Origin of the sequence: Pseudomonas sp. W5-36, from assembly GCF_046540455.1 — a bacterium.
Lineage (GTDB): Bacteria > Pseudomonadota > Gammaproteobacteria > Pseudomonadales > Pseudomonadaceae > Aquipseudomonas > Aquipseudomonas graminis_B.
Genome location: NZ_JAXCIQ010000028.1, coordinates 1 through 19,323, shown reverse-complemented (window position 1 = coordinate 19,323; position 19,323 = coordinate 1). Strand labels below are relative to the sequence as shown.

Genomic DNA, 19,323 nt, shown 5'->3' with positions numbered 1-19,323 from the left:
CTATCATCAGTAGGACCGGCTTCAGCCGGGAACAGGCCTTCTGATCTCCATGCGCCCGCAGCATATCCCGCACCATCCATCATTAAATTCCTGACAGCTAGCGGCGAACCGCGCCAGACCGGTGTATAACTCTCGGCCGTCTTTCGCTTCGATGGATGCCTTGCCTTGAGCTCCGAATCGCCCGCCTCATCGTCTGAATCTTCCGCCAAAAGCGCCCTGCGGCTGCCCGGCTTTTTCGCCTTCCTGACCGCGCGCCTTGCTGCCGTTTTCGCCATGCAGATTCAGGCGGTGGTTGTCGCCTGGCAGGTCTACGACATGACCCGCAGCCCGATTTCGCTGGCGTATGTAGGCCTCGCGCAGTTCATTCCCATGCTGCTGCTGTTGATGCCGGCCGGCGACTTGATCGACCGCTATGATCGCAAGATGATCCTGACCATCAGTTGGTCGGTGCAAGCCGTATGCAGCCTGATGCTGATGCTGTTCTCTGTGACCCATCATCAAGACACACGGCTGATTTACGCCACCCTCGCCTTGTTCGGTTGCGCGAGGGCGTTCACCGGGCCGGCGTTGCAGAGCCTGCTGCCACAAGTCGTCCCGCGTGAAAAACTCGCGTCGGCCATCGCCACCAACAGCATGATCATGCGCATTGCAACCATCGCCGGGCCGCTAGTCGGCGGCGGTCTGTATGCAGCAGGCGGCGGCGGGCTGACCTATTCCGTGTGCATGGCCAGCTTCATCGCTGGCGTGCTGTTGCTGATCCGCGTGCCGGTGCTGTACGCCGGCAAAAAGCAGATTCTCGAATCCACGGCCTGGAAGCGTTTCACCGCCGGCATCGCCTTCATCCGCTCGCGGCCGATTATCCTCGGCACCATCTCACTGGATCTATTCGCGGTGCTACTCGGCGGCGTGGTGGCGCTGCTGCCGATTTATGCCCACGAAGTGCTGCACCTGGGCCCCCAAGGGCTGGGCGCGCTGCGCAGCGCGATGAGTCTGGGTGAGGTCAGCACGGGTCTGTATTTGAGTTTCCGGCCTTTTGATCGACACGTCGGTCTGGTCATGTTCATCGCCGTCGCGGTGTTCGGCGTCGCCAATCTGGTGTTCGCCCTGTCGACGCTGTTCTGGCTGTCGCTGCTGGCTTTGATGATCGCCGGTGCGGCGGATATGGTCAGCGTCTATATCCGCTCCACACTGGTGCAATTCTCGACGCCGGACGACATGCGCGGGCGGGTCAATGCGGTGAATATGTTGTTTATCGGTTCGTCCAACGAGCTGGGCGAATTCCGCGCCGGCAGCAGCGCGGCGCTCTGGGGGGCCGTGCCCGCCGCGATCATCGGCGGCGTGTGCACACTGGGTGTCGTTGGCGCCTGGATGGTTGGCTTCAAGGCCCTGCGCCAGGTGAACCGCTTCGCCGACGCCTCGCCGGTCGAGACCATCGAGAAGCAGACGGCGCGGGTTTGATGTAAGCGCTCTCGGGTATTTACTGTTGGCGCGCACCCTCTGCGCGCCACGCGAATCCGGCAGTTTCCAGCCCTTTTGAACGACTACTGCGGCGAACATCACCCGTTACGGAATCTTCCGTAAGACGTGCCAAGGGACCAGTGTAGGACCGTTCTGAAAATCACTTTCAGCCCCCCTCGCCGCGCTTCAAAGCCCAATGCCCTCTCCCTATCCTTGCTGGATCTGACCTCAGCAAGGACACGCAGCATGGCATTTGACGGATTCATCAAGGTGAACGGGATCGACGGCGAGTCGCTGGATGAGCGCAACAAGGGCTGGATCGAAATCGTGGCCTACGACTTCGGCGTTAGCCAGAGTACTTCGGCCACCGCCAGCTCGAACGGCGGCGCGGGCTCGGGTCGGGCCAGCCTCAGCGACTTCAGCTTCAGCAAACGCCTGGATCAATCCAGCGCTGCGTTGTTTGAAGCCAGTTGCGCGGGCACGCACATCAAGGACCTGACGTTGTGCCTGTACCGCGCGGGAGGCGACAAGCTCAAGTACTACGAAGTGCGCCTCGAAGAGGTGATCATTTCTGACTTCAGCCAAAGCGGTGAGAGCGGCGAGCCGCTGGAACACGTGCAAATCAACTTCGGCCGCGTCCGCATTCTGTACACCCAGCAGAAACGCAGCGATGGCGCGGCAGCCGGCAATGTAGTTGGCGGCTGGGACCGCATCGCCAACAAGCGCTTTAGCTGAGGACAGCCCGTGTCCAAACCACATGTGTTTATCAATGACCGCATACAGACCTATTTCACACTCAAGGCACGGGTGGGCGGAGGTGCGAAGTTCGATGTGCTTAACGCACATATCCGAAACGTTGTGGTGATGCCCGGTCAGTTGGTGCTTGTCAGCGACCGTTCAACCGGCACTCTGACGGCGGAAGAAATCGAGCTGATGAACCTCGCTCGAAACGTCCATCGTCAGGTGAAAGGCGCGGGCAGCCAGCTCATCGAGAACTACGACCTGCTGCAGAACATGCTCAGTTATGGATCGCTGGGTATCGGCGCTGCCACCGGGAGTTGGGGCAAGCACCTTGAAGGTGTGAAGAAAACCCTGGAAGAGATCGAGCGGCTTTACAAATTATCGCTGGCGCGCGGAACACCCATTGCCCGGCAGGAGTTCATCAACCAGCGAAGAGCGCTGTTTGCCACGCTTGATAAACAACTGGAAGGCATTGCTCGCTGGGGCACCGGGCTACGGAAAAAGGGCCCGCTTAAGAAGATGCTGGGGTTGTCGACCAAGAGTTATCTGCATACGGGCGAGATCCAGGGGTATGCGGAGCGGGTGGGGCGAATCGCTAGAGTGGCGAAGTTGCTGAAATTCGGGACGCCTGTTGGGATTGGGCTGAATGCAATTTCAGCAGGCCTTGAAATCAAGGAGGCATGTTCGACGGGGCGGGAGGAGTTTTGTCGGAAGGCGCAACACATCGAAGGTGGCAAATTTGTCCTCAGCACAATGTTTGGTCACGTCGGCGGTGGAGTGGGCGCGTCAGCAGGAGCCTCGATTTGTGCAGTTGTTTTGGGAGTTCCTACCTATGGAGTCGGCGTAATTGGCTGTGGAATCGTCGGCGGCGTGGTTGGCGGATACAGCGGAGGTCTAGTTGGTGAATTTGTCGGCGAATTGACCGGCGAGTACATCTATGAGTGGGGCCAATAATGGCAGATATCCCCACCGGACTCTTGGCACTGATATTGACAGTGATCACGACCTTACATCTCGCCGGCTACTACATCTTCTTCTACATCAATTTGGAAAAGATCGAAAACCATCTATGCGATATTGAAATGTTTTCATTGAACAGAGAGTTCTACGGAGACAGTTTTCTCGGACGAAGGATGAGGGAAATCTTCGTAATGCTGGTTGCAGTGGCCCCAGAGATCTTCTGGAGACAGGAACGCATCCCCAGGCAAAAGCTTCTCAAATTACCTCCCCGATTGCTGTGGGGAGTGCGGATAGTTTATGGCTCTATGATTTTCATAAGCGTTTATGGGGGATTGCTCTATTATTTTCGTGCGCCACACGGCTAAACAGCGACAAAGTGCGGCCAACTCAAATGATAGTTTTAGTCGGCGGTTTCGAAATCTCAATCACAGAGTTAGCTTTCTGATTTCTTGAATATTGAGCAGTCACGGGTCGCGCCAACTCGACGGATAGGGGGGAGGGAATCCTTGAGATAGTAAAAAATTCTGCCCGATCGTGAATTACTATAAGGTTAAACACATGACTTGCCCTACGACTACTGGCCTGCTCGGACTGACTTTAATAATATCAATGTGGATCAATAACCTCCTCATGGCATGGTTCACCTATCGAAACATTAACCATCTTGAAAACCGACTATCTCACTGCAAGTGCATCAGTGACACCAAAGCCCTTTGGCAAGGAGGATTAATAGCCAGGCAAATGCGGTTAAACATGGTAGTTACAGTCATTACGCTGCCCAAAGCAATGTATCGGCGAGGCCACATCACAAAAAATGCTCACCACTCTGTGCCTCTCCAGCTTAAATTGAGGATCTGGGGAATATACAGCTGGCTTTTCGTTAACTGTACCTGCTTGGCTATATTGGCCTCGCTAACAAAATGATTATGCTCGAGAAGGCCTGGTGGGTGATGGCGGTATTTGGAAGCATATTCGCCAATATCATCATAATGATTTACTTCCAGCTCAATAAGTTAGCCACTATGGAGGAACTGCTATCAGATGTGAAACTAGTCCATCTAAATGACTGCAGATGCATATCTGATGCTCGAAGGATGTGGGACGACGGCATTATCGGAAGACAGATGCGCATGAACATGGTGACTGTCCTCCTTACTTTTCCGAATTTGATGTACCTCCGTGGAGATATTTCAAAAGACGCAAACTTAAGAGTCCCACCACATTTAAGGGCCTGGATACTCTGGCTCCACATCAATCTAAATACAGTATTTGTATGCATGATCGGGCGTTATGCCTTTATCACAGCACAGTGAGAGAAGTGACAAAAATGACCGAAAAGTATCTCTATGAATGGACATCGTGATGGATGACATCCCGACTGGACTACTCTCACTCATCATACTATTGCTCACCGCCGCCCACATTGTGTGGCTCCCATATATTCTTCTACATATACCTGGAAAAGATCGAAGACTACCTATGTGATATCGAGATGTTCTCATTGAACAGAGCGGTCTGCGGCGACAGTCTTTTCGGACGAAGAATGAGGGAAACCTTTGTAATGCTGGTCGCAGTCGCACCTGAAATCTTCTGGAGGCAGGAGCGCATTCCCAGGCAAAAACTTCTCAAACTGCCTCCCCGGCTGCTGTGGGGAGTGCGGATAATTTATGGCTCGATGATCCTCATCGGCGTGAGTAGCGGACTGCTCTACTATTTTCGCGCGCCTCATTGACGCACTCAGAGGGCGCTGCCTTGGCATGGGTCTACTTCTCCGCAGGTTGAAAAACACAAATAAGGTTCCATGCTGCCAACCCCCACCAAGCAGCTCTGCAGGTGAGCAACACCTCTGAAGAACCGATTCGCGAACTATTCCCCCTCCTCTCCTCTCTTAGTCCAGCAGACCAGACGTCGCACGCCCGCCGTCTACACTTCCCACACGACCAAAAGAGGATTCCCACATGCTATGGAAAAAAGGACGTCGCAGTGACAACGTCGTGGACGCACGTGGCGATTCCGGGGGCGGCGGGATGCGCATTGGCGGCAAGGGGTTGGGGCTTGGGGGGATCGTGATCATCGTCGCGATTGGTCTGCTGACCGGCCAGGACCCGATGCGGATTCTGGGTGAGATCACCGGCCAGATGGGTTCGGATCAGACCGCCGCGGTCAACCCGCAAACGCGCCAGGCGCCGCCGGCCAATGACGAGCAGGCTGATTTCGTGCGCGCTGTCCTGGGCGACACCGAAGACACGTGGCAGCAGGTGTTCCAGCAAATGGGGAGCCAGTACAAGGCGCCGACGCTGATCCTGTTCAGCGGTCGGGTGCAATCGGCCTGTGGCTCGGCTTCATCGGCCAGCGGCCCGTTCTATTGCCCGGCTGACCAGCGCGTTTATCTGGACATGGAGTTTTTCCGTGAGATGAGTCAGCGCTTCAAGGCGGCGGGAGATTTCGCTCAGGCGTACGTGATTGCGCACGAAGTTGGCCATCATGTGCAGACCTTGCTGGGGGTTTCGGCTAAAGTTGACGCCGCCCGCCAACGCGGCATGAAAATGGAAGGTGACAACGGTTTGCTGGTGCGTCAGGAGCTGCAAGCTGACTGCCTGGCAGGCGTTTGGGCCAACAACGCACAAAAGCGTTTGAACTGGCTGGAGCCGGGTGATATTGAAGAGGCGCTGAACGCCGCCAATGCCATTGGCGACGACCGCTTGCAGCAACAGGGTCAGGGCCGGGTCGTGCCAGACTCGTTTACCCACGGCACTTCTGCTCAGCGCGTGCGCTGGTTCAAGACAGGTTTTGCCGCAGGACAAATCAACCAATGCGATACATTCGCCGCCAAGAGCCTCTGATCACATGATGAAACCGCTTTCGATCCTGTTGTTGGGCACCCTGATGAGCCTCAATGCTCATGCGGCGGATCAGGCGGTTAAATCCATCAGCCCCGACCGGCTTCAGATCAACGGGACGACCCAGGCCACGCTCGGCCTGAGTCAGAGCTGGGTTCGTCCAAGCCCGCAGGTCCAGCGGGTTGTCATTGTCTTTCACGGTCGGCTGCGCAACGCGCAAACCTACCTGCGCAGCGTCGAGCGCGCGGCCAACCAGTCGCATCAGCGCTCGAAAACGCTGTTGATCGCGCCGCAATTTCTCGATGAGAAAGACATTTCACAGCACCGCCTGCCCGAATCGGTGTTGCGCTGGCACGCCAATGACTGGATGGCAGGCGAAAAGTCGTTGGGCCCCAAGCCAGTCAGCTCGTTTGTGGTCATCGATCACATCCTCAAGCGTCTGAGCGACAGCAAGCTGTTCCCGAATCTGAAGGAGATTGTGATCGCTGGCCATTCCGGCGGTGCTCAGGTGGTGCAGCGTTACGCGATGATCGGCGGCAAGGAGGATGCGTTGCTGAAGAAGGAAGGCATCAAGCTGCGCTATGTGATCGCCAATCCGTCTTCTTATGCGTATTTCGACGCGACCCGGCCGCTGCCGGTCGATGCGGCGAGCTGCCCGACCTTTGACACTTGGAAGTACGGTCTTAACAAACTGCCAGCCTATGCCGGCAAGGAAACACCGGCCGAGCTTGAGGCTGCTTACGTGAAGCGCGACATTACTTACCTGCTGGGCGAACTGGACACCGATCCGGAGCACCCGGCGCTGGACAAGGATTGTGGCGCCGAAGCACAGGGGCCTCAGCGTCTGGCCCGTGGTCACAACTACTTCGATTACCTGACCAAGCGTCATCCGGAAGGCTTGAATCAGCGCTTGGTGGAAGTGAAAAACGTCGGGCATAACGGCGAAGCGATGTTCACTTCACCTGAAGGTCAGACGGCGTTGTTCAAGGCGAATTGAGAGCACTGCGCTAGCAGGACCTGCTTTAAGCGGGAAGAGGCCGGTGCGTACACCACTCATTTTGTAGTGAATTGCCTGACGCTTTCCCGGCTAAAGCCGGTCCTACTCTTTAAACGTAATCAGACAGCAGGATCCGCTTTAGCCGGGAAAAGGCCGGTGCGTATACCACTAATTTTGTGGTGAATTGCCTGACGCTTTCCCGGCTAAAGCCGGTCCTACTCTTTAAACGCAATCCGTCAGTAGGACCGGCTTCAGTCGGGAAGAGGCCAGCGTGGGCACCACTAATTTTGTGGTGAATTGCCTGCCGCTTTCCCGGCTAAAGCCGGTCCTACTATTTGAATGCGCGTCCTATTTCACTTCAATCATCTTTCTTAACGCCGCGCAATCCGCCGCATGCCAATCGGTCAACTCCGGCCACGGGTTGTCCGGCAGATTGACCAGCACGGTCTGACTCCCAGCTGCGCGACCGCAGGCCAGGTCGAACTGATAGTCACCCACCATCACCATGTCCGACGGCTTCACATTCCACGCTTGGGCCAGCTTCAGCAGGCCTCCCGGATCGGGTTTCGGCGCCGCTTCGTCGCGACCGAGCACGTCGTCCACCGCAAAGCAGTCCGCGATGCCGATGGCTTCCAGTGTCACGTGAGCAAGCTCCCGGGCATTACGGGTCAGGATGCCCAGACGATACCCCCGCCCTGCCAGCTCCCTCACCAACTCGACAGCCCCCGTCGCGGGTTTGGACTCAATCGCCACCGCGCGCTCGTGCTCCAGCAGCCAGGCATGTTTGGCCGCTGCGACGTTGGCCGGCAACGCAGCGAGATGCCCGAGGATGTCGTCTTCCTGCGGGATATCCAGCGCCCGTTTAATGGCCGGAAAATCATGGGCGGCGACAGTCAGCGTGCCGTCCATGTCGAATACCCAGTGGCGTACCTGTTTAAGGCTCATGACCAATCCTTGCGGTGGCGAATCAAACCTTCCTGAGTGACGGAAGCCACGAGCTTGCCCGCGCGGTTGAACACGCTTCCGCGGGAAAATCCGCGCGCATTGCCGGCCCATGGACTGTCCATGGCATAGAGCAGCCAGTCGTCGGCGCGCAGTTCGCCGTGGAACCACAGCGAGTGATCAAGGCTGGCGATCTGCATGTCCTTCTGCCAGACCGTCCTGCCGTGGGGCAGCAGCGACGTGGTCAACAGATTGAAATCCGAGGCGTAGGCGAGCATGTAGCGGTGCAACGCGGGGATGTCGGGCAACGTGCCGTCTGCGCGAAACCACACATACTTCACTGGGTCCGCAGGCTTGGGATTGTAGGGATCAGACTCGGTGACCGGGCGGAATTCGATGGGCTTGGGGCACAGCAGCTTGTCCTTCATGTGCTCGGGGATGAGGTGCTCGCGCTGACGCATCAGTTCAAGCTCCGACGGCAGGCTCTCGGGGCCGACCACCTGTGGCATCTGAGTCTGGTGCTCGAAGCCCTCTTCGTCGTACTGGAACGACGCGCTGCAGGTGAAGATCGGCTGCCCCTTCTGAATCGCCGTCACCCGGCGCGTGCTGAAACTGCCGCCGTCACGGACCCGGTCGACCTGGTACACCACCGGCAGGTGCGCGTCGCCGGGGCGCAAAAAATAGCCATGCAATGAATGCACATGGCGCGCGTCTTCGACCGTCTTGCTCGCCGCCGACAGCGACTGCCCCAGCACCTGACCGCCAAACAGCTGGGGAAAGCCAAGGTCCTGGCTGCGCCCGCGAAAGAGGTTTTCTTCGATCGGCTCCAGGCTCAACAGCGACACCAGATCATCCAGCACGTGACTCATTCAGGGTTCCTCACACGGTCGTCTCGCCGACCGTCATCGCATCAATCAGGCCATGGGCGCCGAAGGTCGGCGCAGATGGAAGTGGGACGAAATGATACAGAGGTTTGTAGCCCGATTCCCGCAGCGAATCACAGGGTCGCCAGCCAGCCTGGCCGGTTGATGCGATACAGCACGTGGGGCCTGAGGGGATGACCCTCGGGCAATTTGGGATGATTGAAGTTGTCGGCCGGATCGTTGCGCATGCCGATGGCCTGCATGACCTTTTGCGAGGGCAGGTTGTTGACCGCCGCGAACGCCACGATTTCATCCAGATCCAGGTGCTCGAAACCGCAGCCGAGCACCGTCCACGCGGCTTCGCTGGCGTAACCCAGGCCCCAATGCTCGCGAGCCAGGCGCCAGCCGATTTCCACCGCAGGCGTGAACGCCGCTTCAAAGCCCACCACGCTCAAACCGGTGAAACCGATGAATTCGCCGGTGTCCTTGCGCTCAAGGGCCCAGAACCCAAAACCGTATTCGGCAAAATGCCCGCGCACGCGGCCAATCAGCTTGGCGCTCTCCATGCGGCTCAAGGGCTGCGGGAAATGGCGCATCACTTGGGGATCGGCGCACATCTGCGCGAAAGCCGGCAAATCATCATCTCGCCATTGACGCATCAACAAGCGTGCGCTGTTGAGCTCAAGAATCGGCTCCATCGATCGTCTCCCTGTGCCTCGCCTTTCAAATTACCCGCCGGCTGGCGATTCTCCCGCTCAGGCAAATCGCTGTGCGGTGGTCGTCAGAACTGGCAAGATTCCCCTTCGAACCAGACGCGTGCACACCATGCCCCTGCCCCTCATTTACCACGAAGACTACAGCCCGGACTTTCCGCCGGACCATCGCTTCCCGATGGACAAGTTCAGACTTCTGCGCGACCACCTTATCGACAGCGGCCTGACAACAGATGCTCAATTGTTTCGCCCGCAGGTCTGCCCAACGGACATCCTGGCGCTGGCCCATGACCCCGGCTACATCAGCCGTTATATGGAAGGCGCGCTGTCGCGCGAGGATCAACGTCGTCTTGGCCTGCCCTGGACCGAGGATCTGGCCCGACGTACGGTGCGGGCGGTAGGTGGTTCTTTGCTGACAGCGGAACTGGCGCTGCAACACGGGCTGGCCTGTCACCTCGCCGGCGGCACCCATCATGCCCATTACGATTACCCGGCCGGGTTCTGCATCTTCAATGACCTGGCGATCATCAGTCAGTACCTGCTGCACAGCGGACGCGTCGACCGGGTGCTGATTTTCGACTGCGACGTGCATCAGGGCGACGGCACCGCGCGGATCCTCGAACACACCGATGATGCGATCACCGTGTCGCTGCACTGCGAGAAGAACTTTCCCGCGCGCAAGGCCCAAAGTGACTGGGATATTCCGCTGCCAATGGGCATGGGGGATGACGATTACCTGAAGGTGGTCGACGACACGCTGAATTACCTGCTGCCGCTGTATCGGCCAGATCTGGTGCTGTACGACGCCGGCGTGGATGTGCACAAGGACGATGCGTTGGGTTACCTACAGCTGACGGACGCGGGGGTTGCCCGCCGTGACGAGGCGGTGATGCGTCATTGTCTGGGCCGCGACATTCCGGTGATGGGCGTGATTGGCGGCGGTTACAGCAAGGACCGCGAAGCACTCGCCCGGCGGCACGGCATTCTGCACCACAGTGCGCAGCGGGTGTGGGTGGAGCGCGGGCTTTGATTGACCACAGAACTTACCCACATCCGCTGTGGAACCGCCTGTGGATAACCTGAGCGCAAGGCCACGATCCCCTGATAACACTGGGTCTGGAGAATACTGTACGTTTTTTGATCGATTAGTTTTCCACAGGGTGGCTGCGTTTCACGAAGCTCGCGTAGAATGCGCGCCCCTCACTCAACCAATGTCCGCTTAGCCATGACGCTACCCGCCACTTCACGCACCCAGACAGTCGCCATCATCGGCGGCGGCCCTGCCGGCCTGATGGCCGCTGAAGTGCTGAGCCAGGCGGGGCTCAAGGTGGATCTTTATGACGCCATGCCCTCGGTCGGGCGCAAGTTCCTGCTGGCCGGCGTGGGCGGCATGAACATCACCCACTCCGAGCCGCCACCTGCGTTCGTGTCCCGCTACGCCGAACGCGCCCCGCTGATCGCGCCCATGCTGCGCAGCTTCGGCGCCGAAGCGCTGTGCGAGTGGATTCACGGCTTGGGCATCCAGACCTTCGTCGGCAGTTCGGGCCGCGTGTTCCCCACTGACATGAAAGCCGCGCCACTGCTGCGCGCCTGGCTCAAGCGGCTGCGGGAGTCCGGCGTAGTTATCCACACCCGTCACCGATGGATGGGCTGGAATGCCGACAATACGCTGCGGATCGCCGGCCCTGAAGGTGAACTTGCCCTGCGCCCTGCCGCCACGTTGCTGGCATTGGGCGGGGCAAGCTGGTCGCGGCTGGGCTCGGACGGCGCGTGGGTACCGCTGCTTGAACACCGCGGAGTCAGGATCGCGCCGCTGCAGGCTGCCAATTGCGGGTTTGAGGTCTCGGCCTGGAGCGAACTGCTGCTCAGCAAGTTCGCCGGCGCGCCGCTGAAAAACATCGCGATGGGCCTGGAGGGGCACACCCTTCGACTGGGCGAATGCGTAATCACCCAGACAGGCGTGGAGGGCAGCCTCGTTTACGCGCTGTCCGCGCAGATCCGCGAGGCGATCAATCGATCAGGCTCGGCCACGGTCGAGATTGATTTGCTGCCCGGCAAGACCATCGCCGAGGTGCAAAAGGCCCTGAGCAAACCGCGCGGTTCACGTTCGATGTCCAAGCATCTGCACAGTCAGTTAGGGCTCGACGGCGTGAAGGCGGCGCTGTTGCGTGAGCTCACCCCCGCGACGACATTCGCTGATCCGGCCCTGCTCGCGATGGCGATCAAGACCTTGCCGCTGCCACTGATCAAGCCGCGCCCGCTGGATGAGGCCATCAGCACGGCGGGCGGGGTGAGGTTCGAAGCGCTGAACGAGCAATTGATGATCCCGTCGCTGCCCGGCGTGTTCTGCGCCGGCGAGATGCTCGACTGGGAGGCGCCCACCGGCGGCTATTTGCTCACCGCCTGTTTCGCCAGCGGCCGCGCGGCAGGGCTGGGAATGGTTGACTGGTTGCGCCGCGAGTAAGGCTCAGCGCAACCCTTACGGATTCACGCCGCGCGATCGACCTGCGGCTTCAAGCTACCACCAAGCCCCTGATTGACCGGCGCCTTGCCCTGCGAAGGCCCGACCATCCGTTTGCCCAACGCGACGCCCTTCAGTTCGATGTACGTGTGAGCCAAGGCAGCCAGGCCGATCGCCACGAGGGTGACGGCGACCACCAGCGCGTTGTTGCCCAGCTCTGACCCGGTGTCCATGAACCGCTGACCATTGATCATAGGCGCCAGGTCGCGGCGCGTGAGCTTCTGCGCCACGATGAACACCGTCGACAGGCAAAACAGCAGCGCAGCGTGGGTCATGTAGATGGAGTACGACAATTTGCCCAGCAGCCTGAACACCGCGGTTTTCAGGAACGTCGATACCAGCCCGGCCTCGAACGCGAACACCAGCACCAGCACGCAGAACGTCAGACTGGCGATGGGCGAGCGGTCGCTGTAGTCGTTCATCACCATCCAGTACGTGGTGCCTGTCAGCGCCACTTCGAACACCGTCATCAGCCAGCGCACCGGCACGAATCGGTCGCGAACCAGCAAGTAGGCCAAGTACGTGATGTTGCCGGCGAAGAAGCAGGACAGACCCAGCATCGCACGCCAGACCAGCGGCTCGTTTTCGGTGAAGATCATCGTGAACGCGACGACGGCCACGCAGGCAAACGTCGCGAAACGGCTTCTCAGCGAAAGCAGGCACAGGGCGCCAAAGAGCATGTAGATGTAGAACTCGATGCTGATGCTCCATGACGGGTAGTTGAACGACATGGTCTCAGTGAGCGGCGTCCAGGCTTGCACCAGCAGCAGATTGGGCAGGATCTCTATCGGGTCGAACAGCCCGGTGAACGGCACGTTGTTGAGGGTGAAGCCTTTCTTCCAGGCCGCCCAACGCACGCCTTCGAAGCCAATAAACACCAACAGCATCACCACGTGCAGCGGGTACAGGCGGAACAGGCGCGAGATGACGAAACGCTTGAAACCGAACTGCGGCTTCAGCCCATACGAGTGGGCCAGAACAAAACCGCTGAGCACGAAGAAGAAGTTAAGCAGGATGTCAGCTCTGCGGAAAAACGGCAGCTCGATGAAAGCGCCCACGACATGCAGGTGGTAGAACACCACCAGCAAGGCGAACACGCCCCTGAAGCTGTCGAGCGTCGTAAATCGCTGAACTGATCCCATGGCCCACCGCCCCGTCCTGAGTGAGAAAACGCCTTTGGCGGCCGCGAATTCTCGCGGCCTTTACACGGTAGGGGGCTGGCCGGCTTATCAACAGTTGAAATATTTCATGTCCGGTACATCCGACGGCGCAAAGATTGACGCCAGCGTTTGTCAGTCGTGACCAATGAGTCACTTTGAGGATTTCTGGTCGCAGCAGCAACGACACCCGTCAATACTTTGCTGCCAGCCTCGCCGTCGACTGTCGGACAATTCCTACATCGGTTTCAGATTCTCGCGAACCTGCCGATGCACTCGTACACATGAATGTTTTGCTGGCTCCATAACAAAAAACCTCCAGCTGACGATTTCAAATATTACGGATTCTGGAGAAATGGAATGAACAACTGGATGGCCAATATCAGCGTCAACAAGAAGCTAGCCCTCGGCTTCGGCGTCGTGCTTGTACTGACTGCCCTGCTGGCCCTGGTGGGCTGGAACAGCTTGGGCCAGATGAGCTTGCGCAGCCAATGGGTGGGTGATATCACCAAGCTCAGCCAGAAGCTCACAGACCTGCGGGTGACGCGCCTGCAATATATGCTCAGCAACGGCGACGAAGTGGCCGCGCGAAGCGTTCAGACCGCGCTCGACGCATTCAAGGCGCAGCAGCAATTTCTGCAAAAAACGTTCACTAACCCACAGAATGTGCCGCTCATCAAAACGATGGGCGAGCAACTCAGCGCTTATGAGACCTCGTTGAAAAAAATGCGCGAGGCCTACCAGGCGAGCGCCGGGGTGCGCGATAGCATGGGCGTCGACGCGGTAAAAGCAGCGGAGCTGATTGCCGCGATCAACGATGATGTGATGAAGCTCGACCCTACGGATGAACGTCGTTCCGAGCAGTACCAGGCCGTCATTAAAGCCCGCGAAGACGTGATGCTGGTGCGCTACGAAGTGCGCGGCTACACCGCCGGCGTCTCGGCCAAAACTGAGGAAGCGGCCATGCGCCAACTGACCGTCGCCCTTGACGGCCTCGCCCCACTCAACGCCATGTTTGGCGGTACTCAGGCCGAGCGCCTGAAGCAGCTGGAAGCGGCGCTGATCGGCTATCGCAACTCGGTGCAGGGATTCAAGCTCGCCACTGGCAATATCAATGCTGCGCGCACAGAGATGACCGAGGAACAGGGTGTCATCGTCAAGCTGGCACAACAGCTCACTGATCTGCAGAACACCTTGGGCCAGGCTGACATTCAGCAAGCCCGTATGCTGCAGTTGGCCGGCACGCTTCTGGCGCTGATCCTTGGCACCTTGGCGGCGATCATCATTACCCGTCAGATCACCCGTCCGCTTCAGCAGACCCTGGCTGTCGTTGATCGCATTGCCTCCGGCGACTTGTCCCACAACATGGTCGTGACCCGTAAAGATGAGCTGGGCGTTCTGCAAATGGGCATCCAGCGCATGGGCGCCACGCTGCGCGAATTGATCGGTGGCATTCGTGACAGCGTTACGCAAATTGCCAGCGCTGCTGAAGAGCTGTCGGCGGTGACCGAACAGACCAGCGCCGGGGTCAACAGCCAGAAAGTCGAAACCGACCAGGTCGCCACCGCGATGCACGAGATGTCAGCCACTGTTCACGAGGTCGCGCGCAACGCCGAGCAGGCATCGGTTGCCGCCTCCGCCGCTGACAAGCAGGCACGGGAAGGCGACAAAGTGGTGGGCGAAGCGATCATACAGATCGAGAAACTGGCCAGTGAAGTGGTCCGTTCCACTGACGCGATGTTCGTGCTGGAACAGGAAAGCGACAAGATCGGCAAGGTCATGGACGTGATCAAAGCCGTTGCCGAGCAGACCAATCTGCTGGCCCTTAACGCGGCAATCGAGGCGGCCCGTGCCGGTGAAGCCGGTCGCGGTTTTGCCGTGGTCGCCGATGAGGTCCGTGGCCTGGCGCAACGCACTCAGCAATCCACCGAAGAGATCGAAGGCCTGGTCGCCGCACTGCAAAACGGCACACGCCAGGTGTCGGAGATCATGCTCAGCAGCCGCAACCTGACTGACAGCTCGGTTACCCTGACCCGCAAGGCCGGGACGTCGCTGGAAAGCATTACCCAGACGGTGTCGAACATTCAGGCCATGAACCAGCAGATCGCGGCAGCTGCCGAGCAGCAAAGCTCGGTGGCCGAAGAGATCAGCCGCAGTATCGTCAACGTGCGCGACGTGTCTGAACAGACGGCTGCCGCCAGCGAAGAAACCGCCGCTTCAAGCGTCGAACTCGCACGACTGGGCAATCAGCTGCAAATGCTGGTCAGTCACTTCAAGGTGTAAACCGGTTTTATCTGCGTCGGACGAAAAGCCGTCCGGCGCAGGCGGTGCAAGGGGTTGAAGACGAACAGCGCGGGTGCGTTGGCAAGAAAGGGATTTACTGATCCTACAATTGCCACATACTGCCCGCGCTGTTTTATTTCGTCATATTCATCTCCAACGCCGGGTTTATCTCCATGAAAAGAATGTTGCCTTATCTCCTCAGTGCTGCCCTCTCCCTCGTTCCAGTCGCCTTCTCCCATGCCGCCACGGCACCTGCACCTGTCCAGCTGATCGTGCTGAGTTCCGGCGGAATCATGGGCGCGTTCAAAGCAGTAGCCCCCGATTACGAACAGCGCGCCGGTGTGAAGCTGCAGGGCGAAGTCGCGCCGTCAATGGGCGCGACGCCCCAGGCCATTCCCAACCGACTGGCCCGCCATGAGCCGGCCGACGTGGTGTTGATGGTCGGTGCAGCGCTGGACAAGTTGATCAAGGACGGCAAGGTCGATCCGAAAACCCGCGTCGATCTGGGCAAATCCTACATCGCCATGGCCGTGCGTCATGGTGCGCCGCACCCTGACATCAGCACCATGGAAGCCTTCAAGCAGACCCTGCTGGACACTAAAAGCATTGCGTACTCGGACAGCGCCAGCGGCGTGTACCTGTCCCGTGTGCTGTTCAGTCAGATGCACATCGCCGACCGGATCCAGAGCAAAAGCCGCATGATCCCCGCCGAGCCCGTCGGCGAAGTCGTGGCACGGGGAGACGCCGAGATTGGCTTTCAACAGCTGAGCGAGCTCAAGCCGGTGGACGGTATCGACATCATCGGCCTGATCCCCGACCAGGCGCAGCAGATGACCCTCTACTCCGCAGGCGTCGTCACTCAGAGCAAACACCCTGAACAGGCGAAACAGTTTCTGGAATTCCTGAGTTCATCGGCAGCGGCGCCGGCCATCAAAGCCAGTGGCCTGGACCCGATCGCGAAGTAGCTGGATGCCCGGCGGCTTATTTGAGCGCCAGCTCGATCAACTCGCCGCGCACCTCATCGCCGTCGATGTGCAGCAGACCCACCGTGATCGGCAACTTGAAGCGACGCGGCCCGGCGCTGCCCGGGTTGATGAACAGCACGCCATCGCGCGTCTGCTGCAAGGGTCGGTGTGAGTGCCCGGTGACCACCACGCGTATCCCCTCCGGCAGCGATTTCGGTACGTCGGCCAGTATGTGCGTGGTGTAAATCCCTACGTCGCCAATCCGCAAAACCGCCTCATAGGGCACGTCGCAAGCCCAGGCGTCATCGGTGTCGTTGTTGCCTCGCACCACCGTCAGCGGCGCGATGGCCTTCAACGCGTCGAGGATTTCCGGCTTGCCGATGTCGCCGCCGTGGATCAGGTAATCGCAGCCCTGCAACGCCTCCAGTGCCTGAGGGCGCAGCAGACCGTGGGTGTCCGAGATCAAGCCGATTTTGACGCTCATTGCTCAGCTCCCGGACGCCGACAGAGCGGCCTGTCTGGACTGCACGCGTTTCATGCTGATCATCGCCAGCAAGGCAACCACCGCCACCAGCGAGGCAAAGAATTCGCCCACATGCTCAAGCCCGAACACTCGCACGCTGAAACCCACCGCCACCACCGGCACCGAAATCGACACGTAAAGCACCACGAAGAAGGCGGACGTCACGGCAGCCTTCTGATCAGGCGGGCTGCTGGCGGTGACCGCGCCCATCCCGGCGCGCAGGATCATGCCCTGGCCGATACCCGCCACCAGACCCGCCGCGATCAACAGCCCCAACTGCGACGTGGCAATGCTCAGTCCCAGACAGATCATGCCGACAATCAGCCCGACGCAACCGAGGGTCATATGCCGGTCCTTCGGCAGCACCTGCAGCAGCGCCTGGCCGATGATCGACGCGACGAAGAACAAGCCGATGACCGCGCCGATCAACAGCCCGCCTTGCTCGTGCATGACGTGAATCATCACCGACGGCACCATGCTGGTGAACAGGCCTGCCACGCTGAAACCCGCCAGTCCGGCGATGGACGCGGAGATAAACACGCTGCGCACGGACGCCGGCACGGAAGGCTTTTGAATGCCCAGTTTCAGCACCGCCGGACGCTGCACGGTTTCGCGAATCAGCGCGATACCGACCGTCGCCAGCAGGAGCATGCCCAAGTGCACGTAGAACACCAAGTGCAGCGCGTCCGGCAGAAACTGGGAGGTGTAGCCGGCGAGCAGAGGCCCGATGCCGAGGCCGAACATGTTGGCGGCCGTGGCCACCAACGTGGCGTTCTTCCAAGTCTTGGGGGCCAGCTCGATGACGGCCACGGTGGCCGTGCCGGTCATGATGCCCGCGCTGAAGCCGGAGAAGAGCCGTCCTGTCAGCAGGCCGCCAATCGAATCGCTGAACAGAAAGATGACCGCACTGATCGCCCCCATTGCCAGCCCTGCCAGCAGCAACGGCTTGCGCCCCAGTTGATCGGACCAGCTGCCCACCGCCAGCAGCGCTGCGATAACGCCCGCCGCGTAGATCGAGAAAATGATTGTCAGCCAGCTGGCGTCGAAGCCGAGCCGCTGTTGATAGAGGGCATACAGCGGCGTCGGCAGCGTGGTGCCGACCATGGCAATGAGCAACGCGCAGGCGGCGAAGATGAAGTCGCGCGTGGAGGTAGAAGCAGGCAAAGACATGAGCGCTCCGGGCACCGGTATAAACAAGACACGCAGTGTCGCTGATACCGGCCAGGCAAGGTAGACCTGCAAGCGTTATCGGGGCTCATGCTCAGGGCAGTTTTGATGTATGCGTGAAAATATTCATCATCAGGTTAAACACTTTGACTTTGCGTGCGTCTCGCCCATTCGCGCGGATCAACGCCCTAACGCAACAATATTGAGAGAACAATCAGGCCAACAGGGCAGATTTAAAAAACCGCAATACCGGATACCGCAAAAGACTGTTACTGAATGGAAGAATAACTAAAGGAGAGCACTAAGCGGCCGTTTGGCTAACCCGGAAAAGTTCTTTAGAGTCCCGGCCTTAATACCCGCTCAACAGTGAAAAACGTGTGAATAACGATCTACAACTTGTTAAGTCAGCACTGATGCGTTTCGCCGTCATGCTAACGCTGACGCTCTTCAGTATCGGCATGGTGTTCATCGACATCTTTGTCGCCAAGACCGACATTCTCGAAACCTCGTTCACCGAGGTCAGTCAGGAAGTCATGCTGGCGCTCATCGCCGGTGTGTTCTGGCTTTCGGCGCGTCAGCCAGGGCAACGTGGCGTTGGCATCCTGATTGGCGGCTTCTTCGCCTGCATGCTGATCCGTGAGCTGGACGGGTTGTTTGACCCGATCAGTCACAGTTTCTGGCTGTGGCCTGCACTGCTGACGGCTGGTACCTGCGTCTATAAGGCATTGGGTTACAGGAACGCGTGGCGCGACGTGGTCTCGGGGTTGGCTCGTTTTTCAGTGCGCCCGGCCTTCGGTTTCGTCATGGCGGGCCTGTTGGTGCTGATCTTCTCGCGACTCTTCGGCATGGGCTCGCTGTGGCACGGCATCCTTCAGGGCGGCTACGCGCGACTGGCGAAAACCACTGTCGAAGAAGGCGTCGAATTGCTGGCCTACAGCATCTGCCTGAGCGGCGCGCTGGATTACATCCTTGAACTGCGCCGCGAGCTTTCGCGCTTTGACGAGTTCACCGAATTGCAGATTTCCATGCCCGTCAAAGCCAGACCTCGTGCCGTCGCCGAGGCCATGGAAACCAGCCTCTAAACCCGGCGCCTGCGTATTGGGCGGGCGGCCTGGGGCCGGGGGCCCACCGCCCCCAAAAAAACCAAACGTTTTGCTCTGAGGCCCGACATAGCCATCCCCTTTGGGGGCGCC

At 59.2% G+C, this 19,323-nt stretch carries 20 protein-coding genes and 1 pseudogene; 14 read left to right on the top strand and 7 right to left on the bottom strand.

The window, feature by feature from the left end; genetic code table 11:
* The first annotated feature begins 165 nt into the window (after window positions 1-165).
* From SLW74_RS26310 to SLW74_RS26275, 8 genes are all read left to right on the top strand, one after another.
* Window positions 166-1,458, top strand: coding sequence for an MFS transporter (locus SLW74_RS26310; protein WP_410930585.1), 1,293 nt, complete (start codon window positions 166-168; stop codon window positions 1,456-1,458).
* Window positions 1,459-1,704: 246 nt separating this feature from the next.
* Window positions 1,705-2,193 carry an Hcp family type VI secretion system effector gene (locus SLW74_RS26305; protein ID WP_065987559.1) on the top strand — a complete coding sequence of 163 codons (489 nt, stop codon included), beginning with the start codon at window positions 1,705-1,707 and terminating at the stop codon, window positions 2,191-2,193.
* 9 nt (window positions 2,194-2,202) lie between these two features.
* Window positions 2,203-3,153 (top strand): hypothetical protein, encoded by a 951-nt coding sequence (locus SLW74_RS26300; RefSeq protein ID WP_410930584.1) that lies wholly within the window; start codon window positions 2,203-2,205, stop codon window positions 3,151-3,153.
* Window positions 3,153-3,524 carry a hypothetical protein gene (locus SLW74_RS26295; RefSeq protein ID WP_410930583.1) on the top strand — a complete coding sequence of 124 codons (372 nt, stop codon included), beginning with the start codon at window positions 3,153-3,155 and terminating at the stop codon, window positions 3,522-3,524. The genes SLW74_RS26300 and SLW74_RS26295 overlap by 1 nt, the downstream gene beginning before the upstream one ends.
* Window positions 3,525-4,085: 561 nt before the next feature.
* A complete protein-coding gene (locus tag SLW74_RS26290) occupies window positions 4,086-4,472 on the top strand; it encodes a hypothetical protein (RefSeq protein ID WP_410930582.1) in 387 nt (128 codons plus the stop codon).
* A 248-nt stretch (window positions 4,473-4,720) separates the two neighbouring features.
* Complete coding sequence (locus SLW74_RS26285) at window positions 4,721-4,891, top strand: hypothetical protein (RefSeq protein WP_167355777.1); 171 nt, start codon at window positions 4,721-4,723, stop codon at window positions 4,889-4,891.
* 226 nt (window positions 4,892-5,117) lie between these two features.
* Entirely contained in the window at window positions 5,118-6,002 is an 885-nt protein-coding gene (locus tag SLW74_RS26280; protein WP_410930581.1) for a neutral zinc metallopeptidase, read from the top strand.
* A gap of 4 nt (window positions 6,003-6,006) precedes the next feature.
* On the top strand, window positions 6,007-6,996 hold the full coding sequence (locus tag SLW74_RS26275) for a hypothetical protein (RefSeq protein ID WP_065987565.1): 990 nt from the start codon (window positions 6,007-6,009) through the stop codon (window positions 6,994-6,996).
* Between the two features lie 348 nt (window positions 6,997-7,344).
* Here the strand turns inward: SLW74_RS26275 and SLW74_RS26270 are convergent, their stop codons facing one another.
* The 3 genes from SLW74_RS26270 to SLW74_RS26260 all read right to left on the bottom strand — a co-directional run bounded on the left by SLW74_RS26270 (window position 7,345) and on the right by SLW74_RS26260 (window position 9,499).
* The gene (locus SLW74_RS26270; RefSeq protein WP_410930580.1) at window positions 7,345-7,941 is read right to left on the bottom strand and encodes an HAD family hydrolase; all 597 of its coding nucleotides are present in this window, start codon (window positions 7,939-7,941) and stop codon (window positions 7,345-7,347) included.
* Window positions 7,938-8,807: an acyl-CoA thioesterase II gene (gene tesB / locus SLW74_RS26265; protein ID WP_065987567.1), complete on the bottom strand. Its 870-nt coding sequence runs from the start codon at window positions 8,805-8,807 to the stop codon at window positions 7,938-7,940. Before tesB ends, SLW74_RS26270 begins: the two co-directional genes overlap by 4 nt.
* Window positions 8,808-8,935: 128 nt before the next feature.
* Window positions 8,936-9,499: a GNAT family N-acetyltransferase gene (locus SLW74_RS26260; protein WP_065987568.1), complete on the bottom strand. Its 564-nt coding sequence runs from the start codon at window positions 9,497-9,499 to the stop codon at window positions 8,936-8,938.
* A 127-nt stretch (window positions 9,500-9,626) separates the two neighbouring features.
* On the opposite strand from SLW74_RS26260, the gene SLW74_RS26255 reads away from it, so the two are divergent.
* Both SLW74_RS26255 and SLW74_RS26250 read left to right on the top strand, forming a co-directional pair.
* Window positions 9,627-10,544 (top strand): histone deacetylase, encoded by a 918-nt coding sequence (locus tag SLW74_RS26255; protein WP_065987569.1) that lies wholly within the window; start codon window positions 9,627-9,629, stop codon window positions 10,542-10,544.
* Window positions 10,545-10,739: 195 nt separating this feature from the next.
* The gene (locus SLW74_RS26250; RefSeq protein WP_192132912.1) at window positions 10,740-11,978 is read left to right on the top strand and encodes a TIGR03862 family flavoprotein; all 1,239 of its coding nucleotides are present in this window, start codon (window positions 10,740-10,742) and stop codon (window positions 11,976-11,978) included.
* Between the two features lie 23 nt (window positions 11,979-12,001).
* Here SLW74_RS26250 and SLW74_RS26245 read toward each other — a convergent pair whose 3' ends face one another.
* Window positions 12,002-13,177, bottom strand: coding sequence for an acyltransferase family protein (locus SLW74_RS26245; RefSeq protein WP_410930579.1), 1,176 nt, complete (start codon window positions 13,175-13,177; stop codon window positions 12,002-12,004).
* A gap of 303 nt (window positions 13,178-13,480) precedes the next feature.
* Between SLW74_RS26245 and SLW74_RS26240 the strand changes: the two are divergent.
* Window positions 13,481-14,620: pseudogene (locus tag SLW74_RS26240) on the top strand (methyl-accepting chemotaxis protein); the annotation flags it as partial.
* Window positions 14,597-15,475, top strand: coding sequence for a methyl-accepting chemotaxis protein (locus SLW74_RS26235; protein ID WP_410930608.1), 879 nt, complete (start codon window positions 14,597-14,599; stop codon window positions 15,473-15,475). The pseudogene SLW74_RS26240 and the gene SLW74_RS26235, both read left to right, overlap by 24 nt.
* Here the strand turns inward: SLW74_RS26235 and SLW74_RS26230 are convergent.
* Window positions 15,460-15,714: a hypothetical protein gene (locus tag SLW74_RS26230; protein WP_410930610.1), complete on the bottom strand. Its 255-nt coding sequence runs from the start codon at window positions 15,712-15,714 to the stop codon at window positions 15,460-15,462. The two genes, SLW74_RS26235 and SLW74_RS26230, sit on opposite strands and share 16 nt — an antisense overlap.
* Here SLW74_RS26230 and SLW74_RS26225 point away from each other — a divergent pair.
* The gene (locus SLW74_RS26225) at window positions 15,649-16,440 is read left to right on the top strand and encodes a substrate-binding domain-containing protein (protein ID WP_065987573.1); all 792 of its coding nucleotides are present in this window, start codon (window positions 15,649-15,651) and stop codon (window positions 16,438-16,440) included. The genes SLW74_RS26230 and SLW74_RS26225 overlap by 66 nt on opposite strands.
* Window positions 16,441-16,456: 16 nt before the next feature.
* Here the strand turns inward: SLW74_RS26225 and SLW74_RS26220 are convergent, their stop codons facing one another.
* Together SLW74_RS26220 and SLW74_RS26215 are read right to left on the bottom strand one after the other, a co-directional pair.
* Entirely contained in the window at window positions 16,457-16,924 is a 468-nt protein-coding gene (locus SLW74_RS26220; RefSeq protein WP_296309416.1) for a metallophosphoesterase family protein, read from the bottom strand.
* 3 nt (window positions 16,925-16,927) lie between these two features.
* On the bottom strand, window positions 16,928-18,133 hold the full coding sequence (locus SLW74_RS26215) for an MFS transporter (RefSeq protein WP_065987575.1): 1,206 nt from the start codon (window positions 18,131-18,133) through the stop codon (window positions 16,928-16,930).
* 410 nt (window positions 18,134-18,543) lie between these two features.
* Between SLW74_RS26215 and SLW74_RS26210 the strand changes: the two genes are divergently transcribed.
* On the top strand, window positions 18,544-19,212 hold the full coding sequence (locus SLW74_RS26210; RefSeq protein WP_410930578.1) for a hypothetical protein: 669 nt from the start codon (window positions 18,544-18,546) through the stop codon (window positions 19,210-19,212).
* Window positions 19,213-19,323 lie beyond the last annotated feature (111 nt).

Bases quoted from the DNA above. Each gene is read 5' to 3' on its own strand.
- SLW74_RS26305 (WP_065987559.1), top strand. From the start codon at position 1,705: ATGGCATTTGACGGATTCATCAAGGTGAACGGGATCGACGGCGAGTCG.
- SLW74_RS26295 (WP_410930583.1), top strand. From the start codon at position 3,153: ATGGCAGATATCCCCACCGGACTCTTGGCACTGATATTGACAGTGATC.
- SLW74_RS26290 (WP_410930582.1), top strand. From the start codon at position 4,086: ATGCTCGAGAAGGCCTGGTGGGTGATGGCGGTATTTGGAAGCATATTC.
- SLW74_RS26285 (WP_167355777.1), top strand. From the start codon at position 4,721: ATGCTGGTCGCAGTCGCACCTGAAATCTTCTGGAGGCAGGAGCGCATT.
- SLW74_RS26280 (WP_410930581.1), top strand. From the start codon at position 5,118: ATGCTATGGAAAAAAGGACGTCGCAGTGACAACGTCGTGGACGCACGT.
- SLW74_RS26275 (WP_065987565.1), top strand. From the start codon at position 6,007: ATGATGAAACCGCTTTCGATCCTGTTGTTGGGCACCCTGATGAGCCTC.
- SLW74_RS26270 (WP_410930580.1), bottom strand. From the start codon at position 7,941: ATGAGCCTTAAACAGGTACGCCACTGGGTATTCGACATGGACGGCACG.
- tesB (WP_065987567.1), bottom strand. From the start codon at position 8,807: ATGAGTCACGTGCTGGATGATCTGGTGTCGCTGTTGAGCCTGGAGCCG.
- SLW74_RS26260 (WP_065987568.1), bottom strand. From the start codon at position 9,499: ATGGAGCCGATTCTTGAGCTCAACAGCGCACGCTTGTTGATGCGTCAA.
- SLW74_RS26255 (WP_065987569.1), top strand. From the start codon at position 9,627: ATGCCCCTGCCCCTCATTTACCACGAAGACTACAGCCCGGACTTTCCG.
- SLW74_RS26250 (WP_192132912.1), top strand. From the start codon at position 10,740: ATGACGCTACCCGCCACTTCACGCACCCAGACAGTCGCCATCATCGGC.
- SLW74_RS26245 (WP_410930579.1), bottom strand. From the start codon at position 13,177: ATGGGATCAGTTCAGCGATTTACGACGCTCGACAGCTTCAGGGGCGTG.
- SLW74_RS26235 (WP_410930608.1), top strand. From the start codon at position 14,597: ATGGGCATCCAGCGCATGGGCGCCACGCTGCGCGAATTGATCGGTGGC.
- SLW74_RS26225 (WP_065987573.1), top strand. From the start codon at position 15,649: ATGAAAAGAATGTTGCCTTATCTCCTCAGTGCTGCCCTCTCCCTCGTT.
- SLW74_RS26230 (WP_410930610.1), bottom strand. From the start codon at position 15,714: ATGGGAGAAGGCGACTGGAACGAGGGAGAGGGCAGCACTGAGGAGATA.
- SLW74_RS26220 (WP_296309416.1), bottom strand. From the start codon at position 16,924: ATGAGCGTCAAAATCGGCTTGATCTCGGACACCCACGGTCTGCTGCGC.
- SLW74_RS26215 (WP_065987575.1), bottom strand. From the start codon at position 18,133: ATGTCTTTGCCTGCTTCTACCTCCACGCGCGACTTCATCTTCGCCGCC.
- SLW74_RS26210 (WP_410930578.1), top strand. From the start codon at position 18,544: ATGCGTTTCGCCGTCATGCTAACGCTGACGCTCTTCAGTATCGGCATG.